This is a genomic window from Saccharopolyspora tripterygii (assembly GCF_054778355.1).
In genome coordinates this window covers 105,993-125,256 of record NZ_BAAGZP010000027.1, presented here as the reverse complement: position 1 = coordinate 125,256, position 19,264 = coordinate 105,993, and the positions used below count along the sequence as shown (strand labels likewise).

Sequence of the window (19,264 nt, the reverse complement as noted above, 5' to 3'; positions counted from 1 at the left end):
TGAGACGGTGACTGCCGCCGCATTCTGATAGACCCCCAAAGCGAAACGCGGGCGCCACCCCCGGGATGACGCCCACGTTCGCTTGGGTGTCAGGTGATGAGCTTCGCCGTCCGGCGCAGGGTCTCGGCCGCGTCGGTGACGATGCCGTCGACGAGCTCCTCGCAGCTGGGGAGCTCGTCGATCATGCCGGTGACCTGGCCCGCAGGCAGGACTCCGGCGTTCGGGCGGCCGTCCACCAGAGCCGACTTGATCAGCATCGGTGTGTTCGCGGCGAGCAGGACCCGGTTGAGCGGGAGCTTCTGGGCCTTGCGCATCGCCAGCCCGTCGGTGATCAGCTGCCGCCAGCTCATCCCGGTCAGCGACTTGAACGCGACCGCCTGCCGCAGCGCGTCGGGAAGTCTCCGGACGAGGCTGCTGGACTCGGCCGAGTCGGTGAGGTCCGTGCGCAGCATCCGGTGCGGGAGGCCGTCGACCTTGGAGGTGACGACGGTGTCGCCGACCTGAGCGTCCAAGTAGGACCGCTTGACCTCGTCGGGGACCCTGCTGTCGGTGGTCAGCAGGAAGCGGGTGCCCATCGCGACTCCGGCCGCCCCGTAGCTCAGCGCGGCGGCCAGGCCGCGGCCGTCGAAGAAGCCGCCCGCGCCGATGACCGGGATGTCCACCGCGTCCACGACCTGCGGCAGCAGCAGCGTCGTGGCCACCGCGCCGGTGTGCCCACCACCTTCGCCGCCCTGCACCAGCACCGCGTCGGCGCCCCAGGCCGCGACCTTCTCGGCGTGCCTGCGGGCACCGATGGACGGGACCACCACGACACCGGCGTCCTTGAGCTTGCCGATCAGCCGCTGCGAGGGCGCGAGGGCGAAGGAGGCGACCTTGACGCCCTCCCGGATCAGCAGGTCGACGCGCTCCTCGGCGTCGCCCGCGTCGGCGCGCAGGTTCACCCCGAACGGCTCGCCGGTGCGCTCCTTGACCTCGTGGACCGCGTCTGCGAGCTGCGGCAGCGTCATCGTGGCCGAGGCCAGGACGCCGAGCCCGCCGGCGTTGGCGGTCGCCGAGACGAGGCTCGGGCCCGCCACCCAGCCCATGCCCGTCTGCACGACGGGGTGGCGGACGCCCGTCAGATCGCACAGCGGTGTCCGCACCAGCTGCTCGATCACGACGGGACCTCCTTGTCGCGCAACCCCTTCGGATCGATCCGGTCGCGGATGAGCGAGAGCTCCTCGTTAGTGGGCGACCGGGTCTCGGCGACCTCACCCGCGGCGAGCTCGAAACCGGTCTTCTCGCGCACCTCGTCCACGCTCACGCCCGGGTGCACCGAGCGCAGCCGCATCGAGCCGTCCGGGCCCTGGAAGTCCAGCACCGCGAGGTCGGTCACGACGACCTGCACGTCGTGGTACTTCGCGCCGACCTGCCTGGCCCGGTCGTGCCCGACACCGGCCACCAGGTCCACCGACTCGACGAAGATCTTGGTGCTGTGGTTGGGGATCCAGTAGTTGGTGGTGTGGTTGACCGAGTTGCCCGGTGCTCCGCGCACACCGATCAGCTGGACCTTGGGCTGCGCCCAGTCGCCGATGCGGGAGATGTTCTGGTTGCCGAACCGGTCGACCTGCGAGGCGCCCATCATCACCCGGCGCTTCCCGCCGGTGAGCAGGTCGAGGACCTTGTTGTAGGGCAGCCATCCTTCGACCGTCCCGGTGGATTCCTCGCCCAGCGCGGGTGTTTCGGCCAGCAGCATCGCCTCGCCGTCGGACATCAGCAGGTCCGGTGCGGTGGTCAGCCGTGCGAGTCGCGCCCCGATCGAGGGGATCGTGCCGAACGGCGAGGCGATGGCCGCCCCCGCGTCGGCGAAGCTGTCGGCGCAGGCCACCGCGCAGACCTCGGCTCTGGTGATCGTCATGCCGGCACCTCCGCGCGCGCGTGGAACTTCTGGACCGCTGCCTGGTACTGCTCCTCGTCGCCGTCCAGGAACTCCGCGCGGAACGCTTCCCACTGGCCGGGTTTCGCGCTGGCGACGTAGTGCCGCTGGAACGCCTCGTCGCGGCCGTAGTCCGGCACGCAGCTGGTGAAGTGCGCGCCGTTCGGGGTCTCCACCACGCCCTGCGGGTAGAGCCGGTTGATCAGCAGGGTCTGCGGGGGAGCGGTCTCGGTGAGCTCTTCGGTCTCCACGATCCGCTCGCAGCTGAGGAAGCTGCGCTCGGCGGCCGCGCACATGAGGTCGTCGAAGTAGGGGTCGGGACCGAGGTACTGGCCGTTGCCGTAGCGGTCGGCGCGGTTCATGTGCACCAGCGCGACGTCCAGGTTCAGCGCCGGCATCGCGACCAGCTCCTCGCCGTCGGCGTAGGGGGAGCGGACGGTCCGCAGGTCGGGGTTCAGCGCCATCACGTCGGAACCGAGCCCGGCGCGCGTGGGCAGGAACGGCAGGCGCGCCGCCGCTGCGCGGAGTCCGGCCAGCACCATGCCCTCGTCGTACTCGGCGACTTCGAGCTCACCGCGCTGGCGGGCGGCCCGGAAGTGCGGGTCGAGCGGGATGGAGTCCAGCGAGACGAAGCCGTAGACGACCTTGCGGACCTTGCCCGCGGCGCAGAGCAGCCCGACGTCCGGGCCGCCGTAGGAGACCAACGTCAGGTCCTTGAGGTCGGAGCGCAGGATCGCGCGCACCAGGGCCATCGGCTTGCGCCGCGAACCCCAGCCGCCGATGCCGATCGTCATGCCGTCGCGGAGCTGGGAGACCACCTCGTCGGCGGCCAGTTGTTTGTCCTGCACCTACGCCTCCTTCTCGCGGCCGAACTCGGCGCGGATCTTGTCCGACACCCCGGTGAGGTTGAGCTCGAAGGTGAAACCCTGCTCGAACCGGTAGCTGCGGTTGACGTCCACCGGGTCGATCCCGTTGAGCGCGGCCTTGGCCTTGCGGATCACCAGCGGGTCCTTCGCGGCGATGTCGGACGCGACCTCCAGCGCCGCGTCCAGAAGCGCTTCGCGCGCAACGACCTTGTGCACGGAGCCGAACTCGGCGAGCTGCTGCGCGGTAGCCGTCTGTCCTGTGTAGAACATCGCGCGCATCATGTGCTGCGGCACCAGGCGGGAGAGGTGCGTGGCCGCGCCGAGCGCGCCGCGGTCCACCTCCGGCAGGCCGAAGGTCGCGTCGTCGCTGGCGACGATCACGTCGGAGTTGCCGACCAGGCCGATGCCGCCACCCACGCAGAACCCCTGCACGGCGCTGATCACCGGTACCGGGCACTCGTAGACGGCTTTGAACGCCTCGTAGCAGCCGTTGTTCACGGCGACCAGCTTCTCGTGGCCGGGGTCGGCGGCCAGTTCCTTGATGTCCACACCCGCGTTGAAACCGCGTCCCTCAGCTCGCAGCACCACGACCCGGGTCTGCTCCTGGGCGCCGCTGTCGCGCAGCGCCTCGGCGAGGTCGAACCAGCCCTTGACCGGCAGAGCGTTCACCGGGGGGTGGTCGACGGTGAGGACCACTATTCCGGCGTCCCGCCGTTCGATTTGCGTGCCCATGCCACCTGCCAAACCTAGCACTTGTTTGGTTGGGTTGTTACCGTAGCAACACCGCAGGACACCCCGCCAGGGGCGAAGGATCAGGGAGCGGCGGATGGGCATCGAGATCGACCTGGCCGACCGGGTCGTGCTGGTCACGGGCGGAACGCGCGGGATCGGCGCGGGCATCGCCGAGACGTTCCTGCGCGCCGGGGCGGAGGTCTACGTCTGCGCGCGCAAGCCGGTTGAGCGGCTGCCCGCCTCCGGATCGAACGAAGCGCGGTTCATCGAGGTCGACGTGCGCGAGGGCGAGCAGGTCGGCCGGCTCGTCGAGGAGATCCAACGGCGTTCCGGGCGGCTCGACGTGGTCGTCAATAACGCCGGGGGAACTCCGGTCGCCGACACCGCCACCGCGTCGATCCGGCTGCACCGCAAGGTCGTGGAGCTGAACCTGATCGCACCGCTGCTGCTCGCGCAGCACGCGCGGGACGCGCTCGTGGAGTCGAAGGGCTCGATCATCAACATCAGCAGCGTCTCGGGTCGCCGCCCGTCGCCGGGGACCGCGGCCTACGGCGCGGCCAAGGCGGGGCTGGACAACCTCACCGGCACCCTCGCCCAGGAGCTCGCCCCCGACGTCCGCGTCAACGGCGTCGTGGTCGGGCTGGTGCGGTCGGAGGACCAGGCCGACCACTACGGCGAGTCCGACCTGACCTCGATCGTCCCCCTCGGACGCCTCGCGGAGCCGGCCGACGTGGGCAACGCCTGCCTCTTCCTGGCCTCACCGCTGGCCTCCTACATCAGCGGCGCGGCCCTCGCGGTCGACGGTGGAGGCGAGCGGACGGCCTACCTCAACGCCGTCCGCACCTGACCACCTGACGCGCGGGGCCGGGCCCGCGGTTCTGGGGAACTTTCTCGTTCGCAACGGTTTTCTAGGAGGTAGCACGTGATCTGCGAGGACAGGGTCGTCATCGTGACCGGGGGTGCGCGCGGGTTGGGCCGGGCGCACGCGCTGGAATTCGCGCGGCAGGGCGCGAAGGTCGTCGTCAACGACATCGGCGTGCAGCTGGACGGATCCGGCGGTGACGGGTCGGCCGCGGCGGAGGTCGCCGAGGAGATCCGCGCGCTGGGCGGCCACGCCGAGGTGCACGGCGCCGACGTGGCCGACTGGGACCAGGCCCGCGAGCTCGTGGAGTTCGCGGTCGAGCGGTTCGGCAAGCTGGACGTGCTGGTCAACAACGCCGGTTTCGTCCGCGACCGGATGTTCGTCAACCTCGCCGAGGACGAGTGGGATCAGGTCATCCGCGTCCACCTCAAGGGCCACGCCGCGACGATGCGCCACGCCGGGCAGCACTGGCGCGACCGCACCAAGGCCGGCGAGGTCGTGCGGGGACGGATCGTCAACACCACTTCCGGCGCAGGCCTTCTCGGCAGCGTCGGGCAGTCCAACTACGCCGCGGCCAAGGCCGGGATCATCGCGCTGACCCTCAACACCGCCGCCGAGCTCGCGCGCTACGGCGTCACCGTCAACGCCATCGCGCCCTCGGCCCGCACCCGGATGACCGAGACCGTCTTCGCCGACATGATGGCCCAGCCCGACCAGGGCTTCGACGAGATGGCCCCGGAGAACGTCTCGCCGCTCGTGGCCTGGCTGGGCAGCGCCGAGTCCGATGAGGTCACGGGCCGGGTCTTCGAGGTCTCCGGTGGTGACATCAACGTCGCGACCGGGTGGACGCGCGGCCCCTCGCGCGATGCCGGACGCCGCTGGAAGGCCGACGAACTCGGCCCGGTGGTGGGAGAACTGCTCGCCAAGGCCCCCGTTCCGGACCCCGTCTACGGCACCTGAGCAGCAGGGGTGGTACATCTCTTTTGAGCAAGTTCGCCGGATGACGGGGTGGAGGACAAGGTGAGCGAATCGCGGCACGCATGGATCGAGCCCGGCGTGGAAGAGGTCGGGCCCGGCGTGCACCGGATTCCGCTGCCGCTGCCCAACGACGGCCTGCGCGCGGTCAACGTCTACGCCATCGAGGACTCCGACGGGCTGGTGCTCATCGACTCGGGCTGGGCGCTGGAAGAGGCGCGCACCCAGCTGGAGAAGGGACTCGGCGAGATCGGCTACGACTTCGCCGACGTGCAGCGGTTCCTGGTCACCCACGTGCACCGGGACCACTACACTCTCGCGGTGCAACTGCGCCGCACGTTCGGTTCGAAGATCAGCCTCGGCGCGGGCGAGCAGCCCACGATGGACGCGATCCTCGCCGGTGGCACCGAACTCGCCGAGCTGCGGCGGCTGCAGCGCTGGGGTGGCGACGAGCTCATCGACAAGCTCGCCGAGGCCTACGGCGGCGAGCCGCCGGAACGCAAGGAGAAGAACCCCTACGAGCAACCGGACGAGTGGCTGCACGGCAAGGTCGAGATCCCGCTGGGTTCCCGCACCCTGCTCGCCGTGCCCACTCCCGGCCACACCCGGGGGCACGTCGTCTTCCTCGACGCCGACTCGTCGACGATGTTCTCCGGTGACCACATCCTGCCGCACATCACGCCGTCCATCGGCGTGGAATCGGCACGTCCCGAGCTGCCGCTCGGCGACTTCCTGGATTCCCTGCGGCTCATGCGGACCTACCCGGACCTGCGACTGCTGCCCGCGCACGGGCCCGTCGGCGGCAGTTCGCACCAGCGGGTCGAAGAGCTGCTGCAGCACCACGACGAGCGCCTGCAGCAAACCGCCGAGGTCGTCCGCGGTGGAGCCGGGACCGCCTACGAGGCGGCGCTGAAGCTCGGCTGGACCCGGCGCAACAAGGACTTCACCGAGCTCGACCTTTTCAACCAGGTGCTCGCCGTCGGCGAGACCAGCGCGCATCTTGACCTGCTGGTCGAGCGCGGCGAGCTGAGCGCCGTCCAGAACGGTGACGCGGTGGAGTACTCAGGCCAGCAGTAGCCGGACGGTCAGCTCGAGCCGGCTGGACACGTCGGAGGCCGAGGCGCGGCGGGTCACCCAGGCGACCAGGTTCGACAGCCACACGTCGCCGATCACCCGCGCGATGGCCCGCTGCTCCTCGGTGGGCTCGTCGGGGGTCATGGCCTGGGTGAACAGCTGCTCCATCAGCAGCGCCACGGTGTCGACCTCGTTGGCGACCGAGGTGTCGGCGAACATGAACGCCCTGGTCATCGCCTCGGTGAGCTCGGGGTTGCGCTGCAGCTGGCGGGTGGTGCGGCTGAGCACGTGCAGCACGCGGTCGTAGGCGGTGTCGCCCGGGATCTTCGAGCGGTCCATCTTCTCCTGCTCGCGGGCGAACTCCCGCGCCAGGCCGACGACCAGCAGGTGGATCTTCGACGGGAAGTACCGGTAGAGGGTGCCGAGCGCGACGTCGGCCTTCTCGGCCACCGCGCGCATCTGGACCGCGTCGTAGCCGCCCTTGTTCGCGAGCGCGATGGTGGCGTCGATGATGCGCTTGCGCCGCTCGGCCTGCGCCGTGGTGCCGGTGGCGCCGCCCCGGAGTGCCTCCAGCACGTTCTGCGAGCTTTCCATGGGTCGGGCTCTCCTTGAACAGTCGACGGACAACGGGTGACGGCGGAGCGTGTTCGTCGCCACGCACATCATCGTCCGGGGCTACCAACGGGTTAAGGTAAGCGGGTTACCTCGACCGAAACATGTTCCAGTCTACCCAGCCCGCGGCCCCCGGGCAGTGTGAGGTGAATCGTGCGGATCGCGTTGCTTTCCTATCGGAGCAAGCCGCATTGCGGTGGGCAGGGCGTCTACGTTCGCTACCTCAGCCGCGGCCTGGCCGAGCTGGGGCATCACGTCGAGGTGTTCTCCGGGCAGCCCTACCCGGAGCTGGACCCGGGTGTCGATCTCACCCCCGTGGACAGCCTCGACCTCTACAACGACGACGACCCGTTCCGCACCCCGCACTGGCGCGAGCTGCGCGATCACATCGACCTGCTCGAGGTCGCCACGATGTGGACCGCCGGTTTCCCCGAGCCGATGACCTTCAGCATGCGCGCCGCTCGGCTGCTGCGGGCCCGCGCGCACGAGTTCGACGTCGTGCACGACAACCAGTGCCTCGGCTCGGGCCTGCTCTCGTTGCAGCGGGCCGGGATTCCGCTGGTCGCCACCGTGCACCACCCGATCACCCACGACCGCCGGGTGGATCTCGCGGCCGCCAAGCTCTGGAAGAAGCCCACCGTGCACCGCTGGTACGGCTTCACCAAGATGCAGGCGCGCGTCGCCCGGCAGATCCCGCAGCTGCTGACCGTGTCGCAGAACTCCGCGGACGACATCCGCACCGACTTCGGCGTCAGCCCGGAGCAGCTGCGGGTCGTGCCGCTGGGCGTCGACGCCGACGTGTTCACGCCGTCGGCCGCACCGCGCGTTCCGGGCCGCATCGTGGCCATGGCTAGCGCCGACACCCCGATGAAGGGTGTCGGCACCTTGCTGGAGGCCGTCGCGAAGCTGCGCACCGAACGCGAGGTGGAGCTGGTGCTGGTCAGCAAGCTGACACCCGGCGGGCCCACGGAGCAGCGCATCGAGGAACTCGCGATCGGCGACGTGGTCCGCACGGTCAAGGGCATCAGCGACCAGGAGCTCGCCGAGCTGCTGGGTTCCGCGGAAGTGGTGAGCGTTCCGTCGCTCTACGAGGGGTTCTCGCTGCCCACGGTGGAGGCGATGGCCTGCGGCACGCCCCTGGTCGCCAGCCGTGCGGGCGCGATCCCCGAGGTGGCGGGCCCGGACGGCGAGTGCGCCGACCTGGTCCCGCCCGGCGATGCCGAAGCGCTGGCCAAGGCGCTGGAAGGGCTGCTCGATTCGCCGGAGCGCCGAGCTCGCCTCGGTGCCAACGGACGCGAACGGGTGCTGGCCCGCTACAGCTGGAAATCCGTGGCAGCGGCGACCGTCGACTGCTACGCCGAAGCGATCGCGCGCAGCCCGCGCGGTGGGAAGGGAGCAACGCGTTGCTGACGGTGGACTTCGACAGGCTCGGTGTGCGGCCGGGACAGCGAGTGCTGGACCTGGGTTGCGGCGGTGGCCGTCACGCATTCGAGCTGTACCGGCGCGGCACCGACGTGACCGCCTTCGACCAGGACGTCGAAGAGCTGGAGAACGTGTCCGCGATGTTCGCCGCGATGAAGGACGAGGGCGAGGTGCCGGAGGGCGCCAAGGCCCAGACCGTCTCCGGTGACGCGCTCGCCCTGCCGTTCGCCGACGGGGAGTTCGACGTGGTCATCGCCTCGGAGATCATGGAGCACATCCCCGAGGACGAGAAGGCGATGCGCGAGCTCGTCCGCGTGGTCAAGCCGGGCGGACGCGTCGTCGTGACCGTCCCGCGCGCGTGGCCGGAGCGGATCTGCTGGGCGCTGTCCGACGAGTACCACCAGGTCGAGGGCGGCCACGTGCGGATCTACTCCGCCGGCGAGCTGATCGGCAAGCTCACCGATGCCGGGCTGCGCTACGCGTTCCGCGACCACCAGCACGCGCTGCACGCGCCGTACTGGTGGATCAAGTGCGCGGTAGGCACCGACAACAACGATCACCCGCTGGCCAAGGCGTACCACTCGTTCCTGGTGTGGGACATGATGAAGGCGCCGTGGATCTCGCGCACCGCCGAGAAGCTGCTGAACCCGGTGGCGGGCAAGAGCATCGCGGTCTACCTGGGCAAGCCGGGGGCGGCGCGTGCCGGCGCCTGAGCTGCCGGGCGTCGTCTCCGCGGAGGCTCTCGCCCAGACCGGCAAGGCCATCGCGTCCGTTCAGCTCCCCTCGGGGGAGATCCCGTGGTTCCCGGGCGGTCACACCGACCCGTGGGATCACGTGGAGTGCGCGATGGCGTTGACGGTGACCGGGCTGCTCGCGGAGTCCGAGCGCGCCTACGAGTGGCTGCGCACCACCCAGCGCGCCGACGGTTCCTGGCCGCTCCAGGTGCGCGACGGCGAGGTGGAGGACTCGGGCGCCGACACCAACTACTGCGCCTACCCGGCCGTGGGCGTCTGGCACCACGTGCTGATCACCGGCGACGAGGAGTTCGCCGAGCGGATGTGGCCGATGGTGCGGGACGCCATCGACTTCGTGCTCACCGCGCAGCACCAGCGCGGCGAGATCGACTGGGGCATCGGCGAAGCGGGCCCGACCGGTGAAGCCTTGCTGGCCGGCAGCTCCAGCATCCACCAGAGCCTGCGGTGCGCGCTGGCGCTGGCCGACCGCGTCGGCCAGCAGCAGCCGAGCTGGGAGGTGGCCGTCGGTCGCCTGGGGCACGCGCTGCGCAGGCACCCGGAGGCGTTCACGCCCAAGACCCGGTACTCGATGGACTGGTACTACCCGATCCTCGGTGGAGCCCTCCGGGGTGAGGCCGGGCTCCGGCGAATCGATGAGCGCTGGAACGACTTCGTGGTGGCGGACCTGGGCATTCGCTGCGTCGACGATCACCCGTGGGTCACGGGCGCCGAAACGTGCGAGCTGGTCCTGGCTCTGGACGCCTTGGGCGAGCACGACCGCGCCGTGCAGCAGCTCGCCGCGATGCAGCACCTGCGCGACCCCGACGGCTCGTACTGGACGGGCTACGTCTTCGCGGATCAGAAGCGCTGGCCGGAGGAGCAGTCCTCCTGGACCGCTGCGGCGGTCGTGCTGGCCGCCGACGCCCTGTCGCGAACCTCGCTGGGCAACGGCATCTTCCGCGGCGAAGACCTCCCAAAGGGCCTCCCGGTCGAGAACGCCAACTGCTGCCAGTACGAACGCACCCACTGACAGCGACCGCACCCCGGTCGTCCCGATGCGCAAGTGGTGCCAATTTCTTAAGTATTTGGATGTCACCCGGGTGAGGCTCAAATACTTAAGAAATTGGCACCACTTGCGTGGACGGTTAGGGGAGGGAGCCTGGTTCGCCTGCGGTGCGTTCGAGGACGCGCATTGAGCCCGTGATCCGGGTTTCGGTGAAGGCTTCTGTGTCCAGCGCGCGCCGGTAGATGTTGTACGGGGCTTGGCCGCCGTCCTCGGGGTTCGGGAAGACGTCGTGGATGACCAGCGCGCCGCCCGGTGCGACCCAGTGCGCCCAGCCCTCGTAGTCGGTGATGGCGGCTTCCTCGGTGTGGCCGCCGTCGATGAACAGGAAGTTCAGCGGGGTCCGCCAGAAGCCGGCGATCGTGCCGGAGCGGCCGACGACGGCCGTGACCTCGTCCTCCAGGCCCGCTCGCGCGATGGTGCGGCGGAACTCACCGAGGGTGTCGAGCTTGCCGACGGTGGCGTCGACCAGGCCCGGGTCGTGGTACTCCCAGCCGGGCTGGTGCTCCTCGGAGCCGCGGTGGTGGTCGACCGTGACGATCCGGCCGCCGGTGCTGCGTGCGGCGGCGCCCAGGAAGATCGTGGACTTCCCGCAATAGGTGCCGATTTCGACGCCCACGCCCGTCCCCAGGTAGGCGGTGGCGGTTTCGTGCAGCGCCAGTCCCTCGTCGGTGGGCATGAAGCCGGTCGCTTGCTCGGCGAGTTCGAGCAGTGCCGCAGGCATCGACGGGTGGTGCTCGCGTTCGGTGGTCGATCCCTGCGTCACGTGGTGCCTCTTTCGACTGGCTGCTGGTGCGCATTGCAGGGTACCCGGTCCACCCGCTAGCTTGTTAGAACATGTTCTAATTCTCGCAGTGCGGGCGCGGACGAGGAGGCGTTGTGCCGATCGCGATCACCGAGGAGCAGCGAGGGCTGCAGGAATCCATCCGGTCCTGGGCCGAGAGCTTGGGCACCGACCCGGTGCGCAAGCTGGAGAACGCCGATGCCCCGGTCTGGCACGAGGAGGAGACCTGGACCGGCCTGACCGAGATCGGCGTCTTCTCCTTGATCACCGAGCGGATCGGCACCCTGGCCGATCTCGCGGCCGGGCTGGAGCAGGCCGCCGACGCGCTGGTGCCCGGACCGGTCTGGTCGACCGCCGTGGCGGTCGCGCTGCTCGGCGGCGCGGACTTCGCCGAGGGCCGGGCCACCGCGGCCCTCGCCCTGGAGCCCGGCGAGCTGGTCGGGACCCCGTCGGGCGATGAGCTCGTGGTGTCCGGCCGCATCGGCGCCGTTCCCGGTGCCATGGGCGTGACCCACCTGCTGCTGTGCGCCCGGGTGGACGAGCGGGACGTCTGGTTCCTGGTCGGCGCGGAGCAGGCCGAGCGCACGGCGCGTCCCTCGCTGGACCCGTCCAGGCCGGTCGCCGAGGTCGTGCTGCACGGAGTCAGGATCCCCTCCGAGAACGTCCTGGGCGGCGGACGCGACGTGCGTGATCTCGCGGTCACGCTCGCCGCCGCCGAGGCCGCCGGGGTCGCCGGCTGGTGCTTGCGCACCGCGGTCGACTACGCCCGCACCCGTGAGCAGTTCGGCCAGGTCATCGGCTCGTTCCAGGCGATCAAGCACCTCTGCGCCCAGATGCTGTGCAAGGTCGAGAAAGCCACTGCCCTGGCATGGGACGCCGCGCGCGCGGCGGAGGACGCAGCCGACGAGCACCCGCTGGCGGCGGCCGTGGCGGGAGCAGCGGTCTTCGACGCCGCGGTGGAGGTCGCCAAGGACTGCATCCAGGTGCTCGGCGGCATCGGCTTCACCTGGGAGCACGACGCGCACCTCTACCTGCGGCGCGCCCTCGCGCTGCGGCAGACCGTCGGAGGCTCGGCGGTCTGGCGCCGCCGCGTCGCGGACCTGTCGGCGTCCGGAGTGCGCAGGACGCTGAGCCTGTCGACCGAACTCCCCGAGGAGCGGCGCGGTGAGATCCGCGGCGCGGTCGAGGAGATCGCCGGGCTCTCCCCGCAGCAGCAGCGAATCCGCCTCGCCGAGACCGGGTACCTCGCCCCGCACTGGCCAAAGCCCTACGGCTGCGGCGCGAGCCCGCACGAGCAGCTGCTCATCGACGAGGAGCTGGACCGGGCAGGCGTGCAGCGGCCGGACATGATCGTGGGCAACTGGGCGGTGCCGACGATCGTCGAGCACGGGACCGACGCCCAGCGGAAGCGGTTCGTCTGGCCGACGTTGCGCGGCGAGATCGTCTGGTGCCAGCTGTTCTCCGAACCGGGCGCGGGATCCGACCTCGCCGGTCTGCGCACCAAGGCCGAACGCGTCGACGGCGGCTGGAAGCTGACGGGGCAGAAGGTGTGGACCTCGCTGGCGCAGGAGGCGGACTGGGGGATCTGCCTGGCCCGCACCGATCCGGACGCGCCGAAGCACCGCGGCATCAGCTACTTCCTGGTCGACATGCGCTCCGAGGGAATCACGGTCCGCCCGCTGCGCGAGATCACCGGTGTCGAGCGGTTCAACGAGGTGTTCCTCGACGACGTCTTCGTCCCGGACGAGTGCATGGTCGCCGAGCAGGGCCAGGGCTGGAAGCTCGCGCGCACCACGCTGGCCAACGAGCGGGTCGCGCTCGGCGGCGGTTCGAGCCTCGGGCAGGAGGTCGAGCGTCTGCTGGCCGGTTCCGGGGACACCGACCCGTCGGTGCGCGAGCGCCTGGGCGCCGCCGTCGTCGAAGGCCTGGCCGGATCGTTGCTGCGGTTGCGGGCGACGCTGCGCAGCTTGCAGGGGCAGGGTCCGGGGGCCGAGTCCAGCGTGGAGAAGTTGCTGGGCGTCTGGCATCGGCAGAACGTCGCGGAACTCGGCGTCGAGGTGCTCGGTACCGAAGCGCTCGTGATGGATGCGGAACCGGTGCACGAGGTGTTGCTCACTCGCGCTCTGTCGATCGCGGGCGGCACCACGCAGATCCTGCTCAACGTGATCGCCGAGCGAATCCTCGGGCTGCCGCGCTAGCCGTTGGTCGCACGATTTCCGAGCTCGCCCGTCGCCGGGTGGGCGCATCTTCTCGTGCGGTGTTGCGCGCTCGCTCTCGCCGCCTCCCGGGCTGCGGGACCGAGCGCCTCGCGCGCAGTTCCCGAGGCTTGCGCAAGGGGTCTCCGGAGCGGTAGTAGTAGAACAAGTTTCACAACGTGGCCAGGGTTGGTCGAGGGGGCGGGATGGAGTTCACGCTCGGGGAGACGCAGCAGGCAGTGAGGGATCTAGCGGCTGAAGTTCTGGCCAAGGAGACCGAGCGAGCCGCCGCCTCAACTGGAATCGGTTTCGATGAGTCGGTGTGGAAGGCGCTGGGCGAGTCGGGCTTGCTCTCGCTGCCGGTTCCCGAGCGCCTGGGCGGGGCCGGGCTAGGTCCGCTCGAAGTGGGTCTGGTGCTCGCCGAGATCGGCAAGGCCGGGGTTGGCGTCCCGGCGCTGGCGACGCTGGCCTTCGGCGTCCTGCCGATCGCGCGGCACGCCGATGAGTCCCAGCAGGAGCGCCTCCTCGCCGAGCCCGGACGGGTGTTCAGCGCGGCGCTCAACGAGGTCTCCGACCCGCTGCCGGCGAACCCCCGCGCAGTGGCGTCGAACTCGCGCGTCACGGGACGCAAGACCGGCGTCCTGCACGCCGACACCGCGCACCGCCTGCTGGTGTCCGCGAGCACCGAGCAGGGGCCCGCGATCCTGCTGGTCGACCCGCACGCCGACGGCGTGACGCTGCGCTCGGTCCGCTCCTCGGTCGGCGTGGAGTGGGTCGTGGACCTCGACGACGTCGAAGGCGAAGTCCTCGGCTCGCCGGGCGAGGCGATCCTCGACGACGTGCACTCCTGCGCCCTGGCGGGGATGTGCGCGCTGGGCGACGGAGCCGTGGCCGGGGCGCTGGAGCTCACCGCCGAGCACCTGCGCACGCGGCACCAGTTCGGCAAGCCGCTGGCCGCCTTCCAGGCCGTCGCGCAGCAGATCGCTGACGTCTACGTCGTCAACCGGACCCTGCACCTGGCGGCGCTGTCGGCGTCCTGGCGGTTGGGAACCGGGCGCGACGCGGGTGAAGACCTCGACGTCGCCGCGTTCTGGCTCGCCGACCAGGCGCCTGCCGCGATGCACACCTGCCACCACCTGCACGGCGGGCTCGGCGTGGACATCACCTACCCGATGCACCGCTACTACTCGCAGGTCAAGGACCTGGCGCGGCTCGCGGGCGGCGCCGCGCACCGCGTCGACGTCCTCGCCCGACACGCCTGAGGAGAAGCCGTGTTCATCGAACTCACCGAGGAGCAGCGGGCGCTGCAGGCCGAGCTGCGCGAGTACTTCAGCAACCTCGTCACCCCCGAAGAGCGCGAAGCGCTCGCCGCCGATCGCCACGACGAGGCCCACCGCGCGGTGGTGCGCCGGATGGGCCGCGACGGCTGGATGGGGGTGGGCTGGCCCGAGGAGTACGGCGGTCGCGGTTTCGGCGACGTCGAGAACTACATCTTCGCCAACGAGGCGTCGCGGGCCGACGTGCAGCTGCCGTCGGTGACGCTGCAGACCGTCGGGCCGACGCTGCAGACCTACGGCACGGAGGAGCAGAAGGCCTTCTTCCTGCCCAAGATCCTCGCCGGGGACGTGCACTTCGCCATCGGTTACACCGAACCGGACGCCGGCACCGACCTCGCTTCGCTGCGCACCACCGCGGTGCGCGACGGCGATGACTACGTCGTCAACGGCCAGAAGATCTTCACCACCGGTGGGCACGACGCGGACTACATCTGGCTGGCTTGCCGCACGAATCCCGATGCGCCCAAGCACAAGGGCATCTCGATCCTGATCGTCGACACCCGCGATGAGGGCTACTCGTGGACGCCGATCATCACCGCCGACGGGTCGCACCACGTCAACGCGACCTACTTCAACGACGTGCGGGTCCCGGCGTCGATGCTGGTGGGGGAGCAGGACCGCGGCTGGAAGCTGATCACGACCCAGCTCAACCACGAGCGCGTCATGCTCGGCCCGTCGGGCCGCACCGGCGGGTTGCGCGAGCGGGTCCGGGCCTGGGCGGCCGAGCGCGATCTGCTCGAACTTCCCGACGTGAAGCGGGTTCTCGCGCGGGTGCGAGCCTTCGAGCGGGTCAACGAGCTGCTGAACTGGCAGGTCGCCGCATCGGCGTCGCTCGGTCCGGTGGAGGTCGCCGACGCGTCGGCGACCAAGGTGTTCTCCTCCGAGACCGTGCAGACCCTGGGCCGCGAGCTGGAGGAGATCGTCGGCAGGCACGGCGATCCGTCCGAAGAGGTCACCGCGGAACTGCTGCACTGGCTGGACGTTCAGGCCAAGCGGAACATCGTGCTGACCTTCGGCGGAGGCGTCAGCGAGGTGCAGCGCGAGCTGATCGCCACCGCTGGGCTGGGACTGCCGCGGGTGCCGCGCTGAGGAATGGAGCATCATGACCAGTACGACCACTGAGCCCGATGAGATCCGCGCGGCGGCCAACCGGATCGCCGAACGCGGTTCCAGCGCACCGAGGTCGGCTCGCGACCCGGTGAACCTGCCGATGATCAACAACTGGGTCGAGGCGATGGGGGACGCCAACCCGGTCTACACCTCGGCGGAGGTCGCCGAGAAGTCCGTCCACGGCGGGCTCGTCGCCCCGCCCGCGATGGCGCAGGTGTGGACGATGGGCGGGCTCAACCCCGAGCGCGACCCCGATGATCCGCTCTACTCGATGATGGGCGCGCTCGACGAAGCCGGGTACACCTCGGTGGTCGCGACCAACTGCGAGCAGACCTACCACCGCTACCTGCGTCACGGCGAGCAGCTCACGGTCACCACCAAGCTCGACTCGGTGGTCGGGCCGAAGACCACCGGGCTCGGCGAAGGCTGGTTCGTCACCACCCGCAACACCTGGTACGTCGGCGACGAGCCGGTGGCCGAGATGATGTTCCGGGTGCTGAAGTTCAAGCCCGCGGAAGCGAAGAGCGCTGAGCCCCAGGCGGAACCAGAACCGCCTGCCGAGGTCATCCGGCCCGCGATCAACCGCGACACCGCGTACTTCTGGGAGGGCACGACCGCCGGTGAGCTGCGCATCCAGCGCTGCGGCGGCTGCGGACTGCTGCGGCACCCTCCGGGCCCGATGTGCCCGGAGTGCGGTGCCACCAAGCGCACGCATCTGGTGTCCGAAGGGCTCGGCGAGGTCTACAGCTACGTCGTGCACCACCGTCCCGCGATCCCGGGGAAGAAGCTGCCGCTGGTGATCGCGCTGGTCGCGCTCGACGAGGGCGTCCGGATCCTCGGTGAGCTGCACGAAGTCGATCCGGAGGAAGTGACCATCGGGCAGCGCGTCCGGGTCGCCTACCAGCGCGTCGACGACGAACTCACGCTGCCGTACTGGATTCCCGCGGAGGACGCATGAGTGACACTTTCGCTTCGCGCGCTCGTGCGTCCGACCGGGTGCGGGTGTCGGGCAGAACATTGGAGGACGCATGAGTGACACTTTCGCTTCGCGCGCTCGTGCGTCCGACCGGGTGCGGGTGTCGGGCAGAACACTGGAGGACGCATGACACTGGCGCGCACGCGCTCGGCGGGTGAGGTCGCGGTCGGCGACGCACTGCCGGAGGAGCGCATCAACGCCACCCCGACCTTCATCGTGAGCACGGCGATCGCGACCCGCGATTTCCAGGACGTGCATCACGACCGGGACTTGGCGCAGGCCAAGGGTTCTGAGGACATCTTCCTCAACATCCTGACCACGACCGGTCTGGTGCAGCGCTACGTCACCGACTGGGCGGGTCCGGAGGCGCTGGTGCGCGGGGTGTCGATCAAGCTCGGCGTGCCCTGCTACGCCTACGACACGCTGACCATGCACGGGCAGGTCCTGGAGCAGGGCGAGGGAGTGTTCGTCGTCGAGGTGCTGGGCCGCAACCAGCTCGGCACCCACGTGGCCGGCCGGGTTCGGCTGGAGCTGCCGGAGGTGACCCGATGATCTCAGGGAAGACCGCGATCGCTGGGATCGGTGCGACGGAATTCTCCAAGGACTCCGGGCGCAGCGAATTGCAGCTGGCCGCCGAGTGCGTGCGCGGCGCGATCGCCGACGCGGGGCTCGAACCGTCCGATGTGGATGGTCTGGTCACCTTCACGATGGACACCAACACCGAGGTCGCGGTGGCCCGCGAGGTCGGCATCCCGAACCTGAGCTACTTCAGCCGAATCCACTACGGGGGCGGGGCGGCCTGCGCCACCGTGCAGCAGGCGGCGATGGCGGTGGCGACCGGGATGGCCGAGGTCGTGGTCTGCTACCGCGCCTTCAACGAGCGCTCCGGGCAGCGGTTCGGCCAGTTCAACGCCGGTTTGTCGGCCCAGGCCACCTCCACCGGCGTGGACAACAGCTGGTCCTACCCGATGGGCCTGGGCACACCGGGTGCGCAGGTGGCCATGTTCGCCCGCCGCTACATGCACGCCTACGGCGCGACGACCGAGGACTTCGGGCGCATCGCGGTCGCCGACCGCAAGCACGCCGCGGCGAACCCGAACGCGTGGTTCTACGAGCGGCCGATCACCCTGGAGGACCACCAGAACTCCCGGTGGATCACCGAGCCGCTGCGGCTGCTGGACTGCTGCCAGGAGAGCGACGGCGGGGTGGCGCTGGTGGTCACGAGCCTGGACCGCGCCCGCGACCTGCCCAATCCACCAGCGGTGGTGACCGGGGCCGCGCAGGGCAGCGGGCCGGACCAGTTCACCATGACCAGCTACTACCGCGACGACATCTCCGGCTTGCCGGAGATGGGGCTGGTGGCACGGCAGCTGTGGGAGCAGTCGGGGATCGGCCCGCAGGACGTGCAGGTGGGCATCCTCTACGACCACTTCACGCCGTTCGTACTGGTCCAGCTCGAAGAGCTCGGTTTCTGCGGGCGGGGCGAGGCCAAGGACTTCATCGCCGACGGGGCCATCGAGCACGGCGGCCGGCTCCCGCTCAACACGCACGGCGGTCAGCTGGGCGAGGCCTACATCCACGGGATGAACGGCATCGCCGAAGGGGTGCGGCAGATCCGCGGGACGGCGGTCAACCAGGTCGACGCGGTCGACAACGTCCTGGTGACCGCGGGCACCGGGGTCCCCACCAGCGGACTCGTACTCGCAGCAAACTGAAACATGTTATAGATTTCGACGCTGTTGACGCTATGATGTAGCCGGAACAGCACGTGAACCGGGTTCCGCATCGTTCGGAACCTGTTCCAGTCGCCAGTGGTGTCGGGGAGGACGAATGCTCAGTGCCGAGACCCGCGCAGGGCTCGCCGAGCGGTTGTGGCGGGCCGAGCGCGAACGGGAGCCGATCCCGCCGCTGGTCGAATCGCACCCGGACATCGACGTGGTCGACGCCTACGAGATCCAGCTGATCAACATCCGCCGCCGGGACGTCCCGACCGCCGGGCACAAGGTCGGGCTGTCCTCGCCGGCGATGCAGCAGATGATGGGCGTCGACGAACCGGACTACGGGCACCTGCTGGCCGACATGCAGCTGTCCGAGGACGTTCCGATCGATGCCCGTGCCTACTGCTACCCGCGCGTGGAGGTCGAGGTCGGCTTCCTGCTCGCCGAGGACATCCCGCCGGACTGCGACGAGCAGGGCGTGCTCGACCGCACCGAAGCGCTGATCCCCTCGATCGAGCTGATCGACAGCCGCATCCGCGACTGGCGGATCGGCATCGCCGACACCATCGCCGACAACGCCTCCTCGGCCGGCTACGTGCTGGGAGCGCAACGAGTAGCACCGGGCGAGCTCGACCCGTGCGGGATCGACGCCGTGCTGCACCGCAACGGCGAGGTCGTGGCGGAGGGCCGCTCCGACGCGGTGCTGGGGAACCCCGCCACCGCGGTCGCCTGGCTGGCCAAGAAGGTCGCCGGGTTCGGGGTCCGGTTGCGGGCCGGGAACGTCGTGCTGCCCGGTTCCTGCACCCGCGCCATCGACGTGCGGCCGGGTGACGTCTTCCAGGCCGAGTTCACCGGGCTCGGCACCGCCGGTCTCACCGCGAAGCCCTAG

At 70.1% G+C, this 19,264-nt stretch carries 19 protein-coding genes; 13 read left to right on the top strand and 6 right to left on the bottom strand.

Translation table 11 applies throughout. The features are described from left to right. Positions 1-89: 89 nt before the first annotated feature. Genes ACYVF3_RS20265 through ACYVF3_RS20250 form a run of 4 tightly spaced genes read right to left on the bottom strand, consistent with a single transcriptional unit; the run spans position 90 to position 3,513 of the window. Entirely contained in the window at positions 90-1,142 is a 1,053-nt protein-coding gene (locus ACYVF3_RS20265) for an NAD(P)H-dependent flavin oxidoreductase (RefSeq protein ID WP_461156015.1), read from the bottom strand. Between the two features lie 11 nt (positions 1,143-1,153). Beyond that, positions 1,154-1,897 carry a CoA-transferase subunit beta gene (locus tag ACYVF3_RS20260; RefSeq protein ID WP_461155798.1) on the bottom strand — a complete coding sequence of 248 codons (744 nt, stop codon included), beginning with the start codon at positions 1,895-1,897 and terminating at the stop codon, positions 1,154-1,156. Then, a complete protein-coding gene (locus tag ACYVF3_RS20255; protein WP_461155797.1) occupies positions 1,894-2,763 on the bottom strand; it encodes a CoA transferase subunit A in 870 nt (289 codons plus the stop codon). The genes ACYVF3_RS20260 and ACYVF3_RS20255 overlap by 4 nt, the downstream gene beginning before the upstream one ends. Continuing rightward, positions 2,764-3,513 carry an enoyl-CoA hydratase family protein gene (locus ACYVF3_RS20250; protein WP_461155796.1) on the bottom strand — a complete coding sequence of 250 codons (750 nt, stop codon included), beginning with the start codon at positions 3,511-3,513 and terminating at the stop codon, positions 2,764-2,766. Positions 3,514-3,607: 94 nt separating this feature from the next. Here ACYVF3_RS20250 and ACYVF3_RS20245 point away from each other — a divergent pair, with 94 nt between their 5' ends. The 3 genes from ACYVF3_RS20245 (at position 3,608) to ACYVF3_RS20235 (ending at position 6,427) form a co-directional block, all read left to right on the top strand. Next, positions 3,608-4,360 carry an SDR family oxidoreductase gene (locus tag ACYVF3_RS20245; protein WP_461155795.1) on the top strand — a complete coding sequence of 251 codons (753 nt, stop codon included), beginning with the start codon at positions 3,608-3,610 and terminating at the stop codon, positions 4,358-4,360. Positions 4,361-4,438: 78 nt separating this feature from the next. Further along, a complete protein-coding gene (locus tag ACYVF3_RS20240; RefSeq protein ID WP_461156014.1) occupies positions 4,439-5,335 on the top strand; it encodes an SDR family oxidoreductase in 897 nt (298 codons plus the stop codon). A 60-nt stretch (positions 5,336-5,395) separates the two neighbouring features. Next, entirely contained in the window at positions 5,396-6,427 is a 1,032-nt protein-coding gene (locus ACYVF3_RS20235) for an MBL fold metallo-hydrolase (RefSeq protein WP_461155794.1), read from the top strand. On the opposite strand, the gene kstR is transcribed toward ACYVF3_RS20235, so the two are convergent. Continuing rightward, positions 6,413-7,018, bottom strand: coding sequence for a cholesterol catabolism transcriptional regulator KstR (kstR, locus tag ACYVF3_RS20230; protein WP_145741576.1), 606 nt, complete (start codon positions 7,016-7,018; stop codon positions 6,413-6,415). The two genes, ACYVF3_RS20235 and kstR, sit on opposite strands and share 15 nt — an antisense overlap. Before the next feature lie 171 nt (positions 7,019-7,189). Between kstR and ACYVF3_RS20225 the strand changes: the two genes are divergently transcribed. From ACYVF3_RS20225 to ACYVF3_RS20215, 3 genes are read left to right on the top strand one after another with little or no spacing between them, the layout of a single operon-like run. After that, positions 7,190-8,446, top strand: a complete 1,257-nt coding sequence (locus ACYVF3_RS20225; protein ID WP_461155793.1) for a glycosyltransferase family 4 protein — start codon at positions 7,190-7,192, stop codon at positions 8,444-8,446. A gap of 2 nt (positions 8,447-8,448) precedes the next feature. Next, the gene (locus ACYVF3_RS20220; protein WP_461156013.1) at positions 8,449-9,171 is read left to right on the top strand and encodes a methyltransferase domain-containing protein; all 723 of its coding nucleotides are present in this window, start codon (positions 8,449-8,451) and stop codon (positions 9,169-9,171) included. Continuing rightward, complete coding sequence (locus ACYVF3_RS20215) at positions 9,158-10,222, top strand: prenyltransferase (RefSeq protein ID WP_461155792.1); 1,065 nt, start codon at positions 9,158-9,160, stop codon at positions 10,220-10,222. The genes ACYVF3_RS20220 and ACYVF3_RS20215 overlap by 14 nt, the downstream gene beginning before the upstream one ends. 115 nt (positions 10,223-10,337) lie before the next feature. On the opposite strand, the gene ACYVF3_RS20210 is transcribed toward ACYVF3_RS20215, so the two are convergent. Continuing rightward, on the bottom strand, positions 10,338-11,021 hold the full coding sequence (locus ACYVF3_RS20210; protein WP_461155791.1) for a class I SAM-dependent methyltransferase: 684 nt from the start codon (positions 11,019-11,021) through the stop codon (positions 10,338-10,340). A 113-nt stretch (positions 11,022-11,134) separates the two neighbouring features. Between ACYVF3_RS20210 and ACYVF3_RS20205 the strand changes: the two genes are divergently transcribed. From ACYVF3_RS20205 to ACYVF3_RS20175, 7 genes are all read left to right on the top strand, one after another. Beyond that, positions 11,135-13,237 carry an acyl-CoA dehydrogenase family protein gene (locus tag ACYVF3_RS20205; RefSeq protein ID WP_461155790.1) on the top strand — a complete coding sequence of 701 codons (2,103 nt, stop codon included), beginning with the start codon at positions 11,135-11,137 and terminating at the stop codon, positions 13,235-13,237. A 203-nt stretch (positions 13,238-13,440) separates the two neighbouring features. Then, positions 13,441-14,496, top strand: coding sequence for an acyl-CoA dehydrogenase family protein (locus tag ACYVF3_RS20200; protein WP_461155789.1), 1,056 nt, complete (start codon positions 13,441-13,443; stop codon positions 14,494-14,496). 9 nt (positions 14,497-14,505) lie between these two features. Then, the gene (locus tag ACYVF3_RS20195) at positions 14,506-15,660 is read left to right on the top strand and encodes an acyl-CoA dehydrogenase family protein (protein WP_461155788.1); all 1,155 of its coding nucleotides are present in this window, start codon (positions 14,506-14,508) and stop codon (positions 15,658-15,660) included. A 13-nt stretch (positions 15,661-15,673) separates the two neighbouring features. Beyond that, positions 15,674-16,639, top strand: coding sequence for a bifunctional MaoC family dehydratase N-terminal/OB-fold nucleic acid binding domain-containing protein (locus ACYVF3_RS20190; RefSeq protein WP_461155787.1), 966 nt, complete (start codon positions 15,674-15,676; stop codon positions 16,637-16,639). 144 nt (positions 16,640-16,783) lie between these two features. After that, complete coding sequence (locus ACYVF3_RS20185) at positions 16,784-17,209, top strand: MaoC family dehydratase (RefSeq protein WP_461155786.1); 426 nt, start codon at positions 16,784-16,786, stop codon at positions 17,207-17,209. Then, positions 17,206-18,372 (top strand): lipid-transfer protein, encoded by a 1,167-nt coding sequence (locus tag ACYVF3_RS20180; protein ID WP_461155785.1) that lies wholly within the window; start codon positions 17,206-17,208, stop codon positions 18,370-18,372. The genes ACYVF3_RS20185 and ACYVF3_RS20180 overlap by 4 nt, the downstream gene beginning before the upstream one ends. 115 nt (positions 18,373-18,487) lie before the next feature. Continuing rightward, positions 18,488-19,264, top strand: coding sequence for a 2-keto-4-pentenoate hydratase (locus ACYVF3_RS20175; protein WP_461155784.1), 777 nt, complete (start codon positions 18,488-18,490; stop codon positions 19,262-19,264).

Excerpts from the sequence above, each read along its gene's own strand:
- ACYVF3_RS20260 (WP_461155798.1), bottom strand. The coding sequence starts at position 1,897 with ATGACGATCACCAGAGCCGAGGTCTGCGCGGTGGCCTGCGCCGACAGC.
- ACYVF3_RS20250 (WP_461155796.1), bottom strand. The coding sequence starts at position 3,513 with ATGGGCACGCAAATCGAACGGCGGGACGCCGGAATAGTGGTCCTCACC.
- ACYVF3_RS20245 (WP_461155795.1), top strand. The coding sequence starts at position 3,608 with ATGGGCATCGAGATCGACCTGGCCGACCGGGTCGTGCTGGTCACGGGC.
- kstR (WP_145741576.1), bottom strand. The coding sequence starts at position 7,018 with ATGGAAAGCTCGCAGAACGTGCTGGAGGCACTCCGGGGCGGCGCCACC.
- ACYVF3_RS20200 (WP_461155789.1), top strand. The coding sequence starts at position 13,441 with ATGGAGTTCACGCTCGGGGAGACGCAGCAGGCAGTGAGGGATCTAGCG.
- ACYVF3_RS20190 (WP_461155787.1), top strand. The coding sequence starts at position 15,674 with ATGACCAGTACGACCACTGAGCCCGATGAGATCCGCGCGGCGGCCAAC.
- ACYVF3_RS20185 (WP_461155786.1), top strand. The coding sequence starts at position 16,784 with ATGACACTGGCGCGCACGCGCTCGGCGGGTGAGGTCGCGGTCGGCGAC.
- ACYVF3_RS20180 (WP_461155785.1), top strand. The coding sequence starts at position 17,206 with ATGATCTCAGGGAAGACCGCGATCGCTGGGATCGGTGCGACGGAATTC.
- ACYVF3_RS20175 (WP_461155784.1), top strand. The coding sequence starts at position 18,488 with ATGCTCAGTGCCGAGACCCGCGCAGGGCTCGCCGAGCGGTTGTGGCGG.